At 34.5% G+C, this 15,171-nt stretch carries 16 protein-coding genes; 12 read left to right on the top strand and 4 right to left on the bottom strand.

Features of this window, described 5'->3' with window-relative positions:
- Positions 1-83 precede the first annotated feature (83 nt).
- The 7 genes from NQ163_RS13895 (at position 84) to NQ163_RS13865 (ending at position 6,380) form a co-directional block, all read left to right on the top strand.
- Positions 84-1,136, top strand: coding sequence for a bifunctional transcriptional activator/DNA repair enzyme AdaA (locus NQ163_RS13895; protein ID WP_268190911.1), 1,053 nt, complete (start codon positions 84-86; stop codon positions 1,134-1,136).
- 16 nt (positions 1,137-1,152) lie between these two features.
- Positions 1,153-2,241, top strand: coding sequence for a methylated-DNA--[protein]-cysteine S-methyltransferase (locus NQ163_RS13890; RefSeq protein ID WP_268190910.1), 1,089 nt, complete (start codon positions 1,153-1,155; stop codon positions 2,239-2,241).
- A 9-nt stretch (positions 2,242-2,250) separates the two neighbouring features.
- Entirely contained in the window at positions 2,251-3,084 is an 834-nt protein-coding gene (locus NQ163_RS13885; protein WP_268190909.1) for an isocitrate lyase/PEP mutase family protein, read from the top strand.
- Between the two features lie 93 nt (positions 3,085-3,177).
- The gene (locus NQ163_RS13880; protein ID WP_268190908.1) at positions 3,178-3,735 is read left to right on the top strand and encodes a DUF192 domain-containing protein; all 558 of its coding nucleotides are present in this window, start codon (positions 3,178-3,180) and stop codon (positions 3,733-3,735) included.
- Positions 3,736-3,747: 12 nt separating this feature from the next.
- Positions 3,748-4,605: an AraC family transcriptional regulator gene (locus tag NQ163_RS13875; protein ID WP_268190907.1), complete on the top strand. Its 858-nt coding sequence runs from the start codon at positions 3,748-3,750 to the stop codon at positions 4,603-4,605.
- A 97-nt stretch (positions 4,606-4,702) separates the two neighbouring features.
- The gene (locus NQ163_RS13870) at positions 4,703-5,569 is read left to right on the top strand and encodes a DMT family transporter (protein WP_268190905.1); all 867 of its coding nucleotides are present in this window, start codon (positions 4,703-4,705) and stop codon (positions 5,567-5,569) included.
- Between the two features lie 253 nt (positions 5,570-5,822).
- Positions 5,823-6,380 carry a flavin reductase family protein gene (locus NQ163_RS13865; RefSeq protein WP_268190904.1) on the top strand — a complete coding sequence of 186 codons (558 nt, stop codon included), beginning with the start codon at positions 5,823-5,825 and terminating at the stop codon, positions 6,378-6,380.
- A 270-nt stretch (positions 6,381-6,650) separates the two neighbouring features.
- Here NQ163_RS13865 and NQ163_RS13860 read toward each other — a convergent pair whose 3' ends face one another.
- The 4 genes from NQ163_RS13860 to NQ163_RS13845 all read right to left on the bottom strand — a co-directional run bounded on the left by NQ163_RS13860 (position 6,651) and on the right by NQ163_RS13845 (position 10,775).
- Positions 6,651-7,511 (bottom strand): DUF4382 domain-containing protein, encoded by an 861-nt coding sequence (locus NQ163_RS13860; RefSeq protein WP_268190903.1) that lies wholly within the window; start codon positions 7,509-7,511, stop codon positions 6,651-6,653.
- A gap of 469 nt (positions 7,512-7,980) precedes the next feature.
- The gene (locus tag NQ163_RS13855) at positions 7,981-8,130 is read right to left on the bottom strand and encodes a PspC domain-containing protein (protein WP_268190902.1); all 150 of its coding nucleotides are present in this window, start codon (positions 8,128-8,130) and stop codon (positions 7,981-7,983) included.
- Positions 8,131-8,175: 45 nt separating this feature from the next.
- Positions 8,176-9,357: a PAS domain-containing sensor histidine kinase gene (locus NQ163_RS13850; RefSeq protein WP_268190901.1), complete on the bottom strand. Its 1,182-nt coding sequence runs from the start codon at positions 9,355-9,357 to the stop codon at positions 8,176-8,178.
- A 671-nt stretch (positions 9,358-10,028) separates the two neighbouring features.
- Positions 10,029-10,775: a hypothetical protein gene (locus NQ163_RS13845; RefSeq protein ID WP_268190900.1), complete on the bottom strand. Its 747-nt coding sequence runs from the start codon at positions 10,773-10,775 to the stop codon at positions 10,029-10,031.
- Between the two features lie 702 nt (positions 10,776-11,477).
- Here NQ163_RS13845 and NQ163_RS13840 point away from each other — a divergent pair.
- The 5 genes from NQ163_RS13840 (at position 11,478) to NQ163_RS13820 (ending at position 15,126) form a co-directional block, all read left to right on the top strand.
- Positions 11,478-11,825 (top strand): YciI family protein, encoded by a 348-nt coding sequence (locus NQ163_RS13840; protein WP_268190899.1) that lies wholly within the window; start codon positions 11,478-11,480, stop codon positions 11,823-11,825.
- A complete protein-coding gene (locus NQ163_RS13835) occupies positions 11,825-12,514 on the top strand; it encodes a WG repeat-containing protein (protein ID WP_268190898.1) in 690 nt (229 codons plus the stop codon). Before NQ163_RS13840 ends, NQ163_RS13835 begins: the two co-directional genes overlap by 1 nt.
- 62 nt (positions 12,515-12,576) lie before the next feature.
- A complete protein-coding gene (locus tag NQ163_RS13830) occupies positions 12,577-13,824 on the top strand; it encodes a TonB family protein (protein WP_268190897.1) in 1,248 nt (415 codons plus the stop codon).
- A gap of 101 nt (positions 13,825-13,925) precedes the next feature.
- Entirely contained in the window at positions 13,926-14,417 is a 492-nt protein-coding gene (locus tag NQ163_RS13825; protein ID WP_268190896.1) for a hypothetical protein, read from the top strand.
- A 196-nt stretch (positions 14,418-14,613) separates the two neighbouring features.
- Positions 14,614-15,126 carry a DUF3124 domain-containing protein gene (locus NQ163_RS13820; RefSeq protein WP_268190895.1) on the top strand — a complete coding sequence of 171 codons (513 nt, stop codon included), beginning with the start codon at positions 14,614-14,616 and terminating at the stop codon, positions 15,124-15,126.
- Positions 15,127-15,171 lie beyond the last annotated feature (45 nt).

Here is a 15,171-nt window from a genome sequence, read left to right as displayed (position 1 = left end):
AATTCAAAAAATTACTTGTCAATTTTTCGGTTGTTCTACTTGTTGTAAGCTAATACCTTTGTACAAAACAAATCAAGAGGACTATGCTTATACATGATCAGCAAAAGCGTGAAGAGTACTACGAAGCTGTACAGAAAAAAAACAGTCAATATATCGGCACTTTCTTTTTAGCAGTAAAAACTACGGGTATTTTCTGCATTCCAACATGTAGAGCCAGAACCCCCAAGTTTGAAAACATTGAGTTCTTTACGCTTTCGAAAGATGCATTACAGAATGGATATCGACCATGTAAAATTTGCAAACCAACAAATCATGCTTACGAACCACCTAAGGATATTCAAAAGGCCATTGAATTGGTAAATCAAAACATATTCGAAAAGGTAAGTGACTACCAATTGAAAGAAAATGGATTGCAACCGGAAAAAGTGAGGCGCTGGTTCAAGAAACATCACGGTATGACCTTTCAGGCATATCAGCGAATGTTAAGAATCAATTCTGCTTTTCAAGATTTAAAAAAGGGCAAGCAAGTAACCGATTCTGCCTTCAATTCAGGCTACAACTCATTAAGTGGCTTTGGATATACTTTTAAGGTGTTGGTAGGTGATTCACCCAAAGAAAGTCTAAACAAATCGGTTATTCTTATTACCAGAGTCACCACTCCATTAGGCCCTATGTTCATCTGTGCCAGCGATAAAGGCATTTGCCTGGTAGAATTTACCGATCGTAAAATGCTGGAAATAGAATTCAGGGATCTTCAAAAGAAAATGGACGCCATCATTCTTCAAGGGGAAAACGAACACATCAAAACCTGTAAAAAACAGTTGAACGAGTATTTCAATGGCAGCAGAAAATCATTTGACATCCCGCTTGATTTACCTGGAACACCCTTTCAGCAATTAAGCTGGAAAGAACTTCAAAACATCCCTTTTGGTGCAACAAGTACTTACCAGGAAATGGCAAAAAAGATTGGCAAAGAAACCGCAGTCAGAGCCATGGCAAATGCCAACGGACATAATCGCGTAGCCATAATCGTTCCTTGCCACCGGGTTATTGCAAAAGGCGGTAGTCTAACCGGATACGGTGGCGGGTTGCAACGAAAACAATGGCTTCTGGACCATGAATCGAAAAACAAATAGCAATAATAATTCACAAATGAAATACGATATACTGGCAACATCCTTTGGCAGGATTATTCTTGTTGGTAATGAGAATGGCATCAGCCGATTGCTTGTTGATAACAACAGCAAAGGTATCAGCATAGATGATGATTGGGCGCAAGACCAAAAGCTGTTTAAGGATGCCAAACTTCAACTTCTTGAATACTTTGAAGGAAAGAGAACTTGTTTTGATCTAAAAATCAATCCTTCCGGAACTGAATTTCAGAAAAAGGTATGGACTGAATTGAGCAAAATTCCTTACGGAGATTTATGTACCTATAAAGATATTGCAACTGCCATTGGAAATCCGAAAGCATCGAGAGCTGTGGGAATGGCCAATAACAAGAATCCCATTCCAATACTAGTGCCATGTCATAGAGTGATTGGTGCAAACAGGAAACTGGTTGGATATGCCTATGGATTGGAACTAAAGCAGAAATTGCTTCAGATGGAATGCATTAACAAAAGCTTTGAACTTCTTCAAAAGCATTATGGAGAGTTGGATTGGTGGCCTGCTGAAAGCGATTTTGAAATGATGGTTGGTGCCATACTCACTCAAAATACCAATTGGAAAAATGTAGAAAAAGCCTTGGCAAATTTCAATGGCGAACTCTCTCCTGCTTTTGTACAAAATGCAACTAATAACGACTTGGCTGAAATTATTCGCCCAAGTGGATATCACAATCAAAAGGCAATTAAACTAAAAGCTCTATGTGAGTGGTTCAAACAATATGATTTTGATATTGCAAAAGCCAAGGCAATGCCAGGAGAGCAATTACGTGAAGAGCTTTTGGCAATTAAGGGTGTTGGAGGTGAAACAGCTGATAGCATTTTGGTATACGCTCTGGAAAAAGCATTTTTCGTGATCGATGCCTACACCAGGAGAATTTTCCATCGCATTGGAATTACAATTCCAGACAAATACGATGATTTTAGATTGCTTATGGAAGAAGCGGTTCCTAAAAATGTTGCGACCTATAACCTGTATCATGCACTAATTGTTGAACATGCAAAGCCACATTGCCAAAAGAAACCTTTATGCAACTCTTGTCCTTTACAAGAAATTTGCAACCAGAGAATATAAGAAGAGAAAATGATATCAAAAGAACAAAAATTAAAAGCCAAAGAATTTCAAGCTCTCCATCACGACAATAAAATGTTGTTAATTCCCAATGCCTGGAATGCAGGATCGGCTAAGGTATTCGAAAATCAAGGATACAAAGCTGTGGCAACCACAAGTGCAGGCATCGCCTATTCGCTTGGCTATGCAGATGGAGAAATTATAGAGCTTGATGATCTATTGCTGGTTACAAAACAAATCAACAAAAGAGTAAACCTACCACTTTCGGTAGATATGGAGCGAGGATATGCTGAAGATGCATACAAAGTGAAGCAAAACATTGGTAATATTTTAAAAGCTGGTGCGGTTGGCATCAACCTGGAAGATGGTCGTCCAGATGGAAAATTGGACGATATTGAGCTACAATTGGAAAAGATCCAGGCAATTTCTGAATTAAAAGAGGAACTGGATTTACCATTTGTAATTAATGCCAGAACTTGCGCCTTTTGGTTAAAGGTAGGAAAGCCAAAAGAATACATGGAGATAGCTATAAAGCGAAGCAATGCTTTTTTAAAGGCAGGAGCTGATTGTGTATTTGTCCCTGGATTGCTGGAAAAGGATAGCATTGTCAATTTACTTTCCAATATCGATGGTCCCTTGAATACCATTGCCAATCCTCTTTATCATGATTTGGAAGGATTGCAGAAATTGGGAGTTTCTCGTTTGAGTTTAGGATCGGGACCAGTACGAGCAAGCTATGCCAAGCTTATTCAAACCAGTAAAGAGATTATTGAGAATGGAGATATCAGCAGTTTGATTGAGCATGATTTCTCATATGCTGAAGCCAATCTATATTTTGCCAAATAAAATCACTTTCCTGAATATCCGAAATTATTATGAAAAGATGAAATGGATTTGTTATCTTAAAAACCGAAAGAAATAGCTAAATCAGAGATTAAAATGAAAGCCAAAAACAAAAGATCCAACAAGAGAAAATCATCCAAAAGAAGAATTTCATTTATTCAAATCATTGCTGTTATTACCATTGGTATCGCATTGATCTTTCTTGCAGTTCAGCCAAACTTTTTCAAACAATCTGCTAAGAAAGACAGTAAGAAATTGGAAATTCCTTTCACAAAAGAAGGCGAACTATCGTTTATTAGTCAGCAGGACAATTCAACAATCAGAACCATAGACATTGAGATTGCAGAAGGTTTAGCCGAAACAGCCCAAGGTTTAATGTACCGATATTCTATGAGCGATGAACAGGGAATGTTGTTTATTTCGGAAGTTGAAAACATACAAAATTTTTGGATGAAAGAAACCTATATTTCTCTGGATCTTATTTTTGTGAACAGCAAGTTTGAAATTGTAAGGATTCATGAGCGTGCTGTACCTTTATCGGAACAAAACATCCCATCCATAAAAAAGGCAAAATATATTATTGAAGTAATTGGAGGATTTTGCGAAAAATACGGCATTAAGGAAGGTGATGAGGTGAGTTTTGAAAGATTATAAGTTGTGATTACTATGAAAGAGGAATATAAAAAACTGATTAAAACCTATCAAAAAAAGATAATGGTTGATCGCATTTCCCAAGGACAATACGATACCACTTCTCCTCATAGCACTACACTGCACCGTCATAATTATTTTCAGATTGTTTGGATCACACAAGGAAATGGAACTCATCTAGTTGAACAAGAAAAATACAACTATGAAGCCGGCAGTCTATTTCTGCTGGCTTCACACTTTATGCATCAAATTGAATACAACCAAGGTGTTGAAGGATTTGTAATTAGCTTTAGTGATACCTTCCTTGATACACATCAGTATCAATCAACTCTTTTGTTTTACAATTCCCAGGAATGTTTAATTCAAATACCAAGCAATGAACAAGAGCTGCTCAATACAGAAATCGCTCATCTGCATTATTACTTTTGCAAGTCAGATTTTACCGATCAAAACATCATTCTACAAAACTATCTTCATATTATTCTGACTAAAATTGCTGCATTTAAACTTCAGCAGCAAAATCAAAATTCTACCACGAATGCTTCTCATTTAAAACTGCTCGAACAGTTTGTTCTTTTGGTTAGAGATCATTTCAAAGAACAAAAAAACCTGCGATTCTATCAGGATCACCTAAATGTCTCACAAAGAAAATTAAACGATATAATCACAGAAAGAACAGGTATCCCTCCTGCTAAATTTATAGAACAATACACACTAAACGAGGCTGCGAGAATGATTAGCTTCAGTACTTACAGCATTAAAGAGATTGCTGGCATGCTTGGCTATATGGACAATTCATATTTCACCAAAGCATTTAAAAAGCACTTCAATAAAACACCTATCCAATATCGCGAGGAATCGTTGGATTTGTAAACATTGCTTAATAATACCACAGATTCGCAAAATTGTACTCTACTCTTGAATCTGTAATTCGGAAATTTACCAACGAATTACAAATGATTAAAAGAATATGAACACAAAAACCAAATCAATCATATACGTTCTGATATGCGTATTGCTATGGGCATTAATTCCTGTTGTATCTAAACTGGGACAAAGTAACCTGAACAACCACCAATTCCTGTTTTGGTCGAGTTTGGTGTCGAGCATTACATTCATGCTGATTATCCTGATACAAAGAAAGGGAAAAGTACTTCTCAATCTTTGCAAAAGAGATTGGATAAAAGCCATAGCTCTGGGATTACTCGGTACATACCTATATTATATTCTGCTATACTTTGGCTATGCAAAAGCAAAGGGCATAGAGGTTTTAATCATTCAATATTGCTGGCCCATTTTTGTAATCATTCTGTCCATTCTCATCCTAAAAGAGAGAATCAACAAATACAAAGTCCTTTCTATTCTGCTGGGATTCTCAGGCATTTTCATGGTTCTAAGCAAAGGAGATGTCAGTAATATCCATTTCGACAATCTCTTTGTTGATTTTATTGTACTATTGGCTGCTTTTGTGTTTGGATTGTTCTCGGTTTTGAGCAAAAGAATCAATATCGATTCCTTATCGCTTACCAGCATTTACTTTTTTACTGCCCTTATTGCTTCATTTGTTTCCATGATGGTGTTTTCTGATTTTCAATTGCCAAACAGCAAAACCATACTCCCTATTCTAATTAATGGAATATTTGTAAATGGCATTTCCTATATCTTTTGGATTAAAGCATTGAAACTAGGCAAAGCTTCCTTTGTAGCACCTTTCGTTTTTCTAACACCTGTGATCTCAACCATTCTAATCATCCTGTTTTTTAATGAACCTTTTCATTTGGTTTATATTATTGGAATGAGTTTGGTGATTGTTAGTGGCTTGGTAAATAGGAATTAAGAATCTAAAGGATTCTAATTTTTATAGAAACTGTTTTGGAGATTAGATATGAAGTTTCTGATTCTCACATTTAGACGCAGATTTAATATGAAATTCATGATTTTCACGGATATTTGTATATCTGCAATGATTCATCTGCATTTTTCTGCGCGAAAATTTACCTTGATGTTAAAGATGTGTTAATCCAAGGCAGAACCTAAACAAGCTTCTTTTCAATTGTTCTAACTTTGCGGGGTAATCAGATAAAATTAAAATGGAAAACTATTTTAAACGAAACAAAATCGATGTAATCGAGCACCTTACACCAATTGTAAAAACTCTAAAAAAGGGCGCTTTAATTACCACCAAAAGTGGCGATGAAGTGAACACCATGACCATTTCGTGGGGAAAGATTGGGATTGAGTGGAACAAACTGATTTTTACTGCTTATATACGTACTGGCAGACATACGCATAAAATGCTGGAAGAAAATGGCGAGTTTACAATCAATATCAATCCGGAAGGAAAAGTTGGTAAAATTCTAGGTTTTTGTGGAACCAAAAGCGGTAGCGAGATCAATAAAATTGAAGCCATGAACCTAACAACCGTTGAAGGTAACAAGGTGAGCGTACCTGCCATTGCTGAGCTTCCATTAACTCTTGAATGCAAAGTGGTATACAAACAACTGCAAGATCGCAATGCAATTTCGAAAGATTATATTGAACAATTCTACCCTCAAGATGTTGCCAGCGATTATCATTCTGCAAATCAAGATTTCCATACCATGTTTTATGGTGAAATTGTTGATGCGTATATTTTAGAGAAGGAATAAGTTTAATAGATAATATATTGGTTAAAGACAGCATAAATGCTGTCTCTACCACAGATATATATTTTATAGATAGAGCCAGGGGATTACCTTGGCTTTGTTTTTATATGAATACATACCCCTCTGGAGGTCAACATCATTAAGTTAGCAGATTTCGTCTCAATCTCACCCTTCAACCACTCCTTTAGTCAATTTTTTCAATACCAATTCAAACAAAAAACCCCTGACAAATAATTGCCAGAGGTTTTTAAAACTATTGTTCGACTCTAATTTTTATTCTCCTGATGTACCTTCAGTGCTTTCCACTACAACATCTAATGTTGCATCTAGTTTGGTTTGGTTGGCAGCAGTAATTTCAACACCTTCCACACTTCCACTATTGTAACCTTCTTTAGCAAATTCAACATTGTAAGTACCAGCATCGATACCCAAAACAGTATATTCACCGTTTTCGTTTGTGAAAGTAGCTGTATAAACAGTATCAGCAGCAATAACCGACACCTCAGCACCTTCAAGTCCTGCATCTTCAGCACCAAATACGGTTCCTACCAATCTTCCAGCAGTCGATAAGTTAGAAGCCTTAATGGTAGGCTTAAAAATAAATCCGTTGATTCCGGCAGCAGTATCAGGGTTACCCTGCACAACAAATGATTTGCTTACATTGAAATCCAACAACAATTCAGTTGTTAAACCACCAGCAACCTCAATTGATGGATCAATAAAAATCTTAATCCCAGTTTGAGCTCCACTTGGTACTTTTAAATCATACTTGGTACCATCTTTAAGTACAATTTCAGCATTGGCAACATGCAGTCTGATTAAATCATAAGAACCAATTTCGATATCCATATCTACCAAGTTGGCAGTAACTCCATTGCTTAAAGTAAGCAAATTGAATGTTCTTTCTTCCTCGCTTAATAGAACAAATGGATTCCCTTCTGATTCGCCGCTTTTACGAATTTCAATTTTATTGATTGTAACATTTGCCTCAGCTACCAAATCGGTTGGAAACGGAGCATCGGTTAATTCAAGTTTTAACTTCCCTGTAGCATCTTTGTTCGATGAATCGTCACATGCTGTAACAAAAACTCCAAACACGAACGCAGCTAAAATCAATAATACATTTTTCTTCATAGTTCTTTTTAATTTTTAATTATCAGTAATGGTATATTGCTTTTATATGATATTCAATTTCAAAAGTCAATTAAAATTCTTTTTAAATCATCATTACTACACCGAGTAAATGATCATGTTCCCTACTTTCATTTTAATTCTGCCAAATTCCAACTCAACAAGCAATACATTTTCATTTAATTTCAATCATAAACTGATCTTGTTCAAGTTTATTTTATGGCATGCAGATTTTAATTGTAAAAACCCCCTTTCTATTGACGAACGACCACAATAATACTATAAAAAGATCTATTTTCATGACAAAAGATACGATATTTGATTTATAAATAACCAATGAATTGATTAAGATCTCTTAAACTGTAAGATGGTCAGCTACATATACAAATGCTTTCCATACAAAAAAAAAGACACTGATAAACAGTGTCTCTTGTCTCTCAATGTACAAAATCCATAAGTCTTAATTAATCTACTAATTGGAAAACATTTTTACCAGCCATAAAATCAAATACAGCCCTATTCCAAATCCAAAAAGCAATACCGATACTACAAATGCAACTCTTATAAACGACACATCCCAGCCTAATTTTCCGCTGAGCCATTCTGATACTCCTAAAATCATATTTCTTACTTTTTATATTTTTTACTCAAGTTACAATTTTTATTTTTAGATTGGTAGTGACAAGAAAAACCTGGACCCCACACCAAATACCGAATCAACTCCAATGTGTCCTCCTATCATCTTGGCATAAGATTTGGCTATCGATAGCCCCAGTCCAGAGCCATCACAAACCAAGTCAGAATCTTCTGCTGCGCGGGTAAAATATTCAAATATCATAGCTTGTTTATGCTTTTCAATCCCGATTCCTGTATCCTCTACTTTAATTTCAATCTTAGCATCACTCTTTGAACAAATCAATAAAACACTACCTTTATCGGTATATTTAATCGCATTTTGTATCAAATTGGTAATTATTGATCTCAACTTTTCTTCATCGGACAGAATAAGAAAATCTCTCTCGGATAATTCTTGTTTAAAAGAAAATTCCAATCCTTTATTTTCCGCTTCGCTTTTAAATAAGTCAAAAATACTTCTTAACAAATAATCAATATTAATCTTCTCTAAATGAAGTTCACAACAACCTGCCTCAATTTTTGAAATGTCCATAATTTCATTAATTGTATTCAACATCCTCTCTCCACTTTCTCTAATGATGTTAAAAAATTTCCGTTGCTGACATTCCGATAAATTAGGCTCCTCTAAAAGTTCCGAAAATCCCAATATACTGTTCATTGGCGTACGAATTTCATGACTCATATTGGCAAGAAAAGCCGATTTTAATCGATTTGCTTCTTCAGCCTCATTCTTTGCCTTAGTTAATTCCTGTTGTATTAATATTAAATCTGTGATATTCTCAACAGCACCGTCGTATCGAACAATCTCACCTGAATGGTCTTTTATAGCTCTGGCACCTTCCCTTACATACAGAATTTTACCAGATTTTGTATACCATTCCGATTCAAAATTAATAACCTCTCCATCCCTTTCTAAAATCTCTTTAAATAATTCTCTCTTATTAGGATCCACATAACTTCCTTTCGATAAATCTCTTTTTTGAATACTTTCAACAGAATCAAATTCCAACATGTTAATCAATGCGGGGTTTGCAGAAAGAATTTTACCTGAAGGTGTAGTTTGATATAGTCCTACCGAAGAGTTTTTAAACAGATTTAAATACATATCCTTTTTGTATCCTCCATTGCATATCAAACAATCCTCAGGATAAATGAACTTGTTCTTCCTAAGAATGGAAAAGAATATGCGTATTATTTGAATGATTCTCCTCATACAGATTATTAAGAATTAGTTGGTTGAATATACTTTTAATATTATTTAAACAAAAAGGATTCTTACCAGTGCATACGAATAGTTGATCAAACGCCTTATTCAGGAGAAAACAAAATTTTTAAGCAAGTCCTATATAACATGCATCTCCCAGGCTTACTAACTCTGAACTAAACGTCTTTTACCTGGCTCTCTCAAAACATTTACTAGAGCCAACGGACTTTAGACACAGGTTCCTGGAACTTCCGTCAGGGCGAGCGGAACTTCCAGAAAGGTTTTCTGAACTTCGGTTATGCTGTTTTAAACTACCAGAAGTGCCAACCGAAGCTAGAAATACACCCTATGAACTTCTGTTAAGAATGTAAAAAATAAGTCACATCACACACTTAACATTAGCACTTAGAACCAAACCCAGAGATAGAAGTGGTAGTTTTTAGCCAGAAATGGTATTCAGTTACAAGCGTGCAACTGACGGTTTCATTCTAAATCAATCTACTTCCACTCTAGAGCAATTTATTTCAATTTGTAAAAGATTTTAATCAAAACCAGAATCTTCTGACGTACTGCCTGCCTGATCGGACAAATAAAAATGGAGAGTACTGCTACCCTCCATTACAACTATAACTACAAATTATTAATAATAAAATTTGTAAACTATTTCATACTTAAGTGAGCTACAAGCCAAACTCTTCGACATTTGAAGTACGATAAGCCGCCATGCTCTCTCGATTGTATTTGCTAATATATCCCTGACGCTTGCCCTGATTTTTTCGAAATACAAACTTGCCGAAATCTTGAACCTCATCTACTACCTCGCGCAAAAGAGTATAGCATCGATCTCGAGTTAGTTTAATCTCATCCACGTAACACATTTTACCATTTATCTCTCCCACTAAAGCTCTCATTCTATGGGCAATTTCGGCTGCAACATCCAATTTTTCCACTTCAAAATTAACAGCCTTCAACATTTCCAAATTGTCTTTTCCCAATACCGATAAGCTTGCCATATCCTCTATGATATTGGCTTTCGAGTCTCCCTGTTTAATGATCGATAAGTGTATTAACAAATCCTCACAATTTCGGAAAGCAAAGTCCATAAAATCCAATAGTTCGTCATGAAGTTCGTACATGATTGGGGCCTCTTTTCTCCAGTTTTCAATGGCCACTTGTTTCAAGGTTTGCTTGCTTTCCCAATTGTTCTGTGCCGTACGCATAGCTCCGGTAAGGCTTAGCATACGATCGAGCTTTGCAGCATCGAAATGAAAAGCCTGTAGCATTGGTAAATCATGCTTGGCGCGAGAGTATAAGAGTTCGACCTCTTCAATAAAAATCCAGTAGGGAATGTCGCAATATTTGATATTTTCTTCGGATACTGCTTTAATTTCTTCCAGGTGATACAATAATCCTTGCTGATCTGACATAATAATATATTTTAAAAAATAATATTATCTCTCTCCACAAATCCTTCTTCAAAAAAAATAAATTTAAACAACTGAGATGAGTCAATTCCCAATTTTACGATAACTATAACTAAGCTATGAATAAATTTATTTCTAAAAAAGCTTTTTGTTGATTATTTATTACTAAAATCTAATTTTCTATGTTTAATAAATTCATTTATCCCAGTACTCATAACTGTTTAATCTGATTTTGTTTTTTTATTTTTTATGCAAAGTTTATTTTTTACTCAATAAATTTTCTATTCTTATTTTTCAAGCACTTAAAAAACTAAATCTTTACCGACCCCCCATTTCTGCAAAAAAGTCATAATATTAAACTACAATAAAAAATCCTCCGAAAACAAAAAAACGTCAATTACAAACATTCTAATCAGCAAACTAATTCGGCTACAATCCACAAATTCAAATCCATCCTAAATAATATATTTCATAATTTATATGAATTCAAAATTACATCTCCAAGAGACTAAACAATAATGGTTTCTTTGGAATGATAGATCAAGATGTGTAAATTCGATATATAGTAAATATAAATATACACCAAACACTATATTGCAATGTATTGTGCACACTTAAAAAACTTAACTATTAATTGAAGAAACAAGCCATATGAAAGTGTTAAAAATAAGTATCTAGTAGGAAACGAAACAGTAAAATATATTAATGAAACAATTAAAAAATAACAATAGATCAAAAAACAAATTACAATACAGAAAAATGTTCATCATAAATCTAACATACAAAAGCGAATTGGATCAAATTGACCAATTTTTGAATGCTCATATTGAGTTTTTAAATGAGCAATACGAATTGGGAAATTTCCTGGCATCGGGACGAAAAATACCAAGAACCGGAGGAATCATTCTATCGAGTGTAGCTTCGAAATTGGAATTGGAAGCGATTATTGAAAAAGATCCTTTCAAACAGAACGAATTGGCGAATTACGAGCTGACTGAATTTGTTCCGAGCAAAACATGTAAGGAATTGGAATTTTTAATTGAAAATAGGTAATGAAAACATTATTGAATCTTATATTATTGGTATTAAGCTCAATTGCAGTTTATTCTCAGGCAGACTACAAAAAAACATATGAGTATGGTGAATACCAGGAGAATTGGGCTAAAGTAAAATCGATTACTGGTGAGTATGGAATGATAGACGGAAGTGGAAAAACAGTTGTTCCTGCAGTCTACAAGAAAATAGAAAAATTCACCAGAGATAATGGAAATTTAGCATTGGTAAAATCGATTACCGGTGAATATGGAATGATAAATAAAAGTGGTACAGAAATAATCCCGGCAAAATATTCAAAAATTGGGACATTTAATGAACTTGGAGAAGGATTGGCATTGGTCAAATCTATCGTTGGCACATACGGACTGATTGATAAAAATGGCGATGAAGTGATCCCTGCAGAATACTCTAAAATTGGAAAATTCAATGAAATTGAAAGAGGATTGGCATTGGTAAAATCGATTGTTGGTACTTATGGATATGTTGACAAAAGTGGCAATGAAGTAATTCCTGCGAATTATTCAAAAATTGGAAGATTTAATGAAATTGAAGAAGGATTGGCATTGGTCAAATCTATCGTTGGTACTTATGGATTTGTAGACAAAAAAGGGAATGAAATCATTGAACCCACATATACGCTCAAGCAGATAGTATCAAAACAGTATAAAATAATAGTCGAAAAATAAACTTCCCCACTAACGCACTATTTCTCTGCTTTGGGAAATCATAAACATACAAAGCCAATCACATGAACACAATAATTGGAAAGCTAAAATTGAAATTTGTATTATTCACTATTTACAGTATTGCAACACAATTTGTTCTTTTTGGACAAAGCGAATGCCAAGAAGTAATAAATGTAAACAGCAAAGCCAATACAGTTGAAATATACAATATCAAATCCGATAGTTTAAATATTAAAGAAGGAACCTATGTATTTAAGCACAACAGAAAAGTGCAAATAAAGGGGCTATTTCAGAACAATAAAAAAGCAGGAGAATGGATATATAAACCAAACCCTTCTTTTAAGATTACTGGAAACTATAAAAATAACAAAAAGAACGGCGAGTGGTTATACCATCAAAACAATAAACTTATTTCTACTCTAAACTACCATAATGGCAAACCGGAAGGCAAGCAAATAGGCTATCATGAAAATGGCAATATTCTATCCGAGGTAAACTATATCAATGGCAAACGCAATGGTGAAAAAAAAATATACTATTCCAGTGGTAAATTAAAAGAAATAGCTTATTACAAAAACAACTTGCTCCAAGGAGAAAACATTCAATACACCGAAGATGGTCAGATTATTTCTAAGTTGATATACTTAAATGACACTCCAATTTCATTAGTTTTAACCAAAGGTTTAGAATCCTTCTCCAACTATAAAGGGAGTTTGAAAAATGGAACTGGAAGTATAAAAACCATCAAGTGGATAAACAATAAAGAACAAGTGATTTTAGAGAGAAACTTTAAGGATTCACTTTTAAATGGAGAAATTACAGGATACTTTCCAGATGGAAACAAAGCTTTCACTGGTTACTATACATCTGGATTTATGACTGATAAATGGACATCCTATACGCCTGATGGCAATCCATATCGTTATAATGTATACATCTTATCTGAAAAACGTAAGGTCGACCCTCTTGAGCCATTAACACAAAACCTTAATGAAAAACAATTTGAACTTGAAGATATGCCTAAATTTGGCAAATTTGATCAAAGAGGTTTTCAGTATTTTATTACCAAAACAGTAAGATATCCTATGACCTGTTTAAATAATGGAGTTAAAGGTAAGGTTTTAGTAAACTTTGTTATCAATAAAGAAGGCATGGTAGAAAATGTTCAAATTCTAAAATCTGTTCATCCTCTTATTGATCAAGCTGCTGTGAAAGCTGTTTTATCCTCTCCACTCTGGACACCAGCCCTATTACATAAAATACCAAAGAAAGTAAGTTATACAATTCCTATCAACTTTGATTTTATGTGATAAAATACTACACTAATTCTATCCTATAATATTTACTAACGACAACAACTGTCATACGAGTCTTCTTGTGTGACAGACCAAAGCAATACAAAGCCAATCACATGAACACAACACTAAAAAAATCACTGGAACAAGAAAGTACAGATGAATTGTTCTTTTATTTTAGACACGATGGTGCCTACAATTTCGAGAAGAAAATAATAGCAGGCAAACTTTTAAAAGAAAGAGGTTTCGACAGACAAATCCTTCAAGAGGAGAAACAGCTATGCATTGAAGAATTGCAAACTGATTTAAAAGAAGGCGAAACCCCTGGAATATTGTTCAAAAAAAGCCAACAGGAGGTTTTTAGAAAGATGCTTAGTTGGTTGGTAATGTTTTTGCTTTTCATGTCAATAGAAATCGTTGTGAATGTAACGCAGGCAGAAAAAGATTGGGAATCGATGGGAATTGTTTTTGCCATTGGTCTTAGCTTACTTGCATACAGCTTTTTTTTCTACAAAAAGCACATCAACAAATTGATGCATGAAGGTGCCAAAAACAACGAGTTGCTTCGTCTTCGCCTAAGCTATATTCAGAAAGAGTGGGATTTTTAATATTTACGTGTCCAGCATCTCGGAGATGCTAGATATGTTACATCTTTTGCCAGATAGTATGGAGAAAAACCACATTGGAAAATGAATCCAATAGTATATATTTCCTTAAACTTCTTTTGTGTAAGAATATTGCGATTGAAAAAAATCAGTATCTTCAAAATTGGAATTACTTACCAGTCAATAAATAATTGAGAACATGAGAAAAACATTTGAAATACTGATTCTACTCCTGATTGTAATGGCTTGTAGTGACAACTCAAATAAATATCCTATCAAACAAGAAAATTGGGAAAGCAAAGAAATCAAGATCGATAGTATTGAGAAGTATTTTCATGGAAAAACATACCTTCCGGTTTATTCTCACATCTATCATCATCACGAACACAGAACATTTGATCTTACCACTACGGTAAGCATCCGCAATGTATCTGTAAGTGATTCGGTTTTTCTACTTAAGGCGAATTATTACAATACTGTTGGCGAGAACATCAGGCAGTACCTTAAAAAGCCCATTTATTTAAAGCCACTTGAAACTTTGGAAATTATTATTGAAGAGCAGGATACTGAGGGAGGTTCCGGTGCAAATTTTATTTTTGACTGGGCCATGAACAATGATAAAAATCCTCCTTTATTTGAAGCTGTAATGATTTCCACCTCTGGTCAGCAAGGTCTGTCCTACACAACCCGAGGAGTACAAGTATTTGAATAGGAATCTATCACATTCCCTTTGAATATTACCATGCGAAGAAAATAA

The sequence above is a fragment of the Marinifilum sp. D737 genome (assembly GCF_026672275.1).
Lineage (GTDB): Bacteria > Bacteroidota > Bacteroidia > Bacteroidales > Marinifilaceae > Marinifilum.
Note: the sequence above shows the minus strand (reverse complement) of the source record. Positions and strands in the feature narration are given on the sequence as shown.

Coding starts and splice junctions, on each gene's coding strand:
- NQ163_RS13895 (WP_268190911.1), top strand. CDS start 84: ATGCTTATACATGATCAGCAAAAGCGTGAAGAGTACTACGAAGCTGTA.
- NQ163_RS13890 (WP_268190910.1), top strand. CDS start 1,153: ATGAAATACGATATACTGGCAACATCCTTTGGCAGGATTATTCTTGTT.
- NQ163_RS13885 (WP_268190909.1), top strand. CDS start 2,251: ATGATATCAAAAGAACAAAAATTAAAAGCCAAAGAATTTCAAGCTCTC.
- NQ163_RS13880 (WP_268190908.1), top strand. CDS start 3,178: ATGAAAGCCAAAAACAAAAGATCCAACAAGAGAAAATCATCCAAAAGA.
- NQ163_RS13875 (WP_268190907.1), top strand. CDS start 3,748: ATGAAAGAGGAATATAAAAAACTGATTAAAACCTATCAAAAAAAGATA.
- NQ163_RS13870 (WP_268190905.1), top strand. CDS start 4,703: ATGAACACAAAAACCAAATCAATCATATACGTTCTGATATGCGTATTG.
- NQ163_RS13865 (WP_268190904.1), top strand. CDS start 5,823: ATGGAAAACTATTTTAAACGAAACAAAATCGATGTAATCGAGCACCTT.
- NQ163_RS13860 (WP_268190903.1), bottom strand. CDS start 7,511: ATGAAGAAAAATGTATTATTGATTTTAGCTGCGTTCGTGTTTGGAGTT.
- NQ163_RS13855 (WP_268190902.1), bottom strand. CDS start 8,130: ATGATTTTAGGAGTATCAGAATGGCTCAGCGGAAAATTAGGCTGGGAT.
- NQ163_RS13850 (WP_268190901.1), bottom strand. CDS start 9,357: ATGAGGAGAATCATTCAAATAATACGCATATTCTTTTCCATTCTTAGG.
- NQ163_RS13845 (WP_268190900.1), bottom strand. CDS start 10,775: ATGTCAGATCAGCAAGGATTATTGTATCACCTGGAAGAAATTAAAGCA.
- NQ163_RS13840 (WP_268190899.1), top strand. CDS start 11,478: ATGAAACAATTAAAAAATAACAATAGATCAAAAAACAAATTACAATAC.
- NQ163_RS13835 (WP_268190898.1), top strand. CDS start 11,825: ATGAAAACATTATTGAATCTTATATTATTGGTATTAAGCTCAATTGCA.
- NQ163_RS13830 (WP_268190897.1), top strand. CDS start 12,577: ATGAACACAATAATTGGAAAGCTAAAATTGAAATTTGTATTATTCACT.
- NQ163_RS13825 (WP_268190896.1), top strand. CDS start 13,926: ATGAACACAACACTAAAAAAATCACTGGAACAAGAAAGTACAGATGAA.
- NQ163_RS13820 (WP_268190895.1), top strand. CDS start 14,614: ATGAGAAAAACATTTGAAATACTGATTCTACTCCTGATTGTAATGGCT.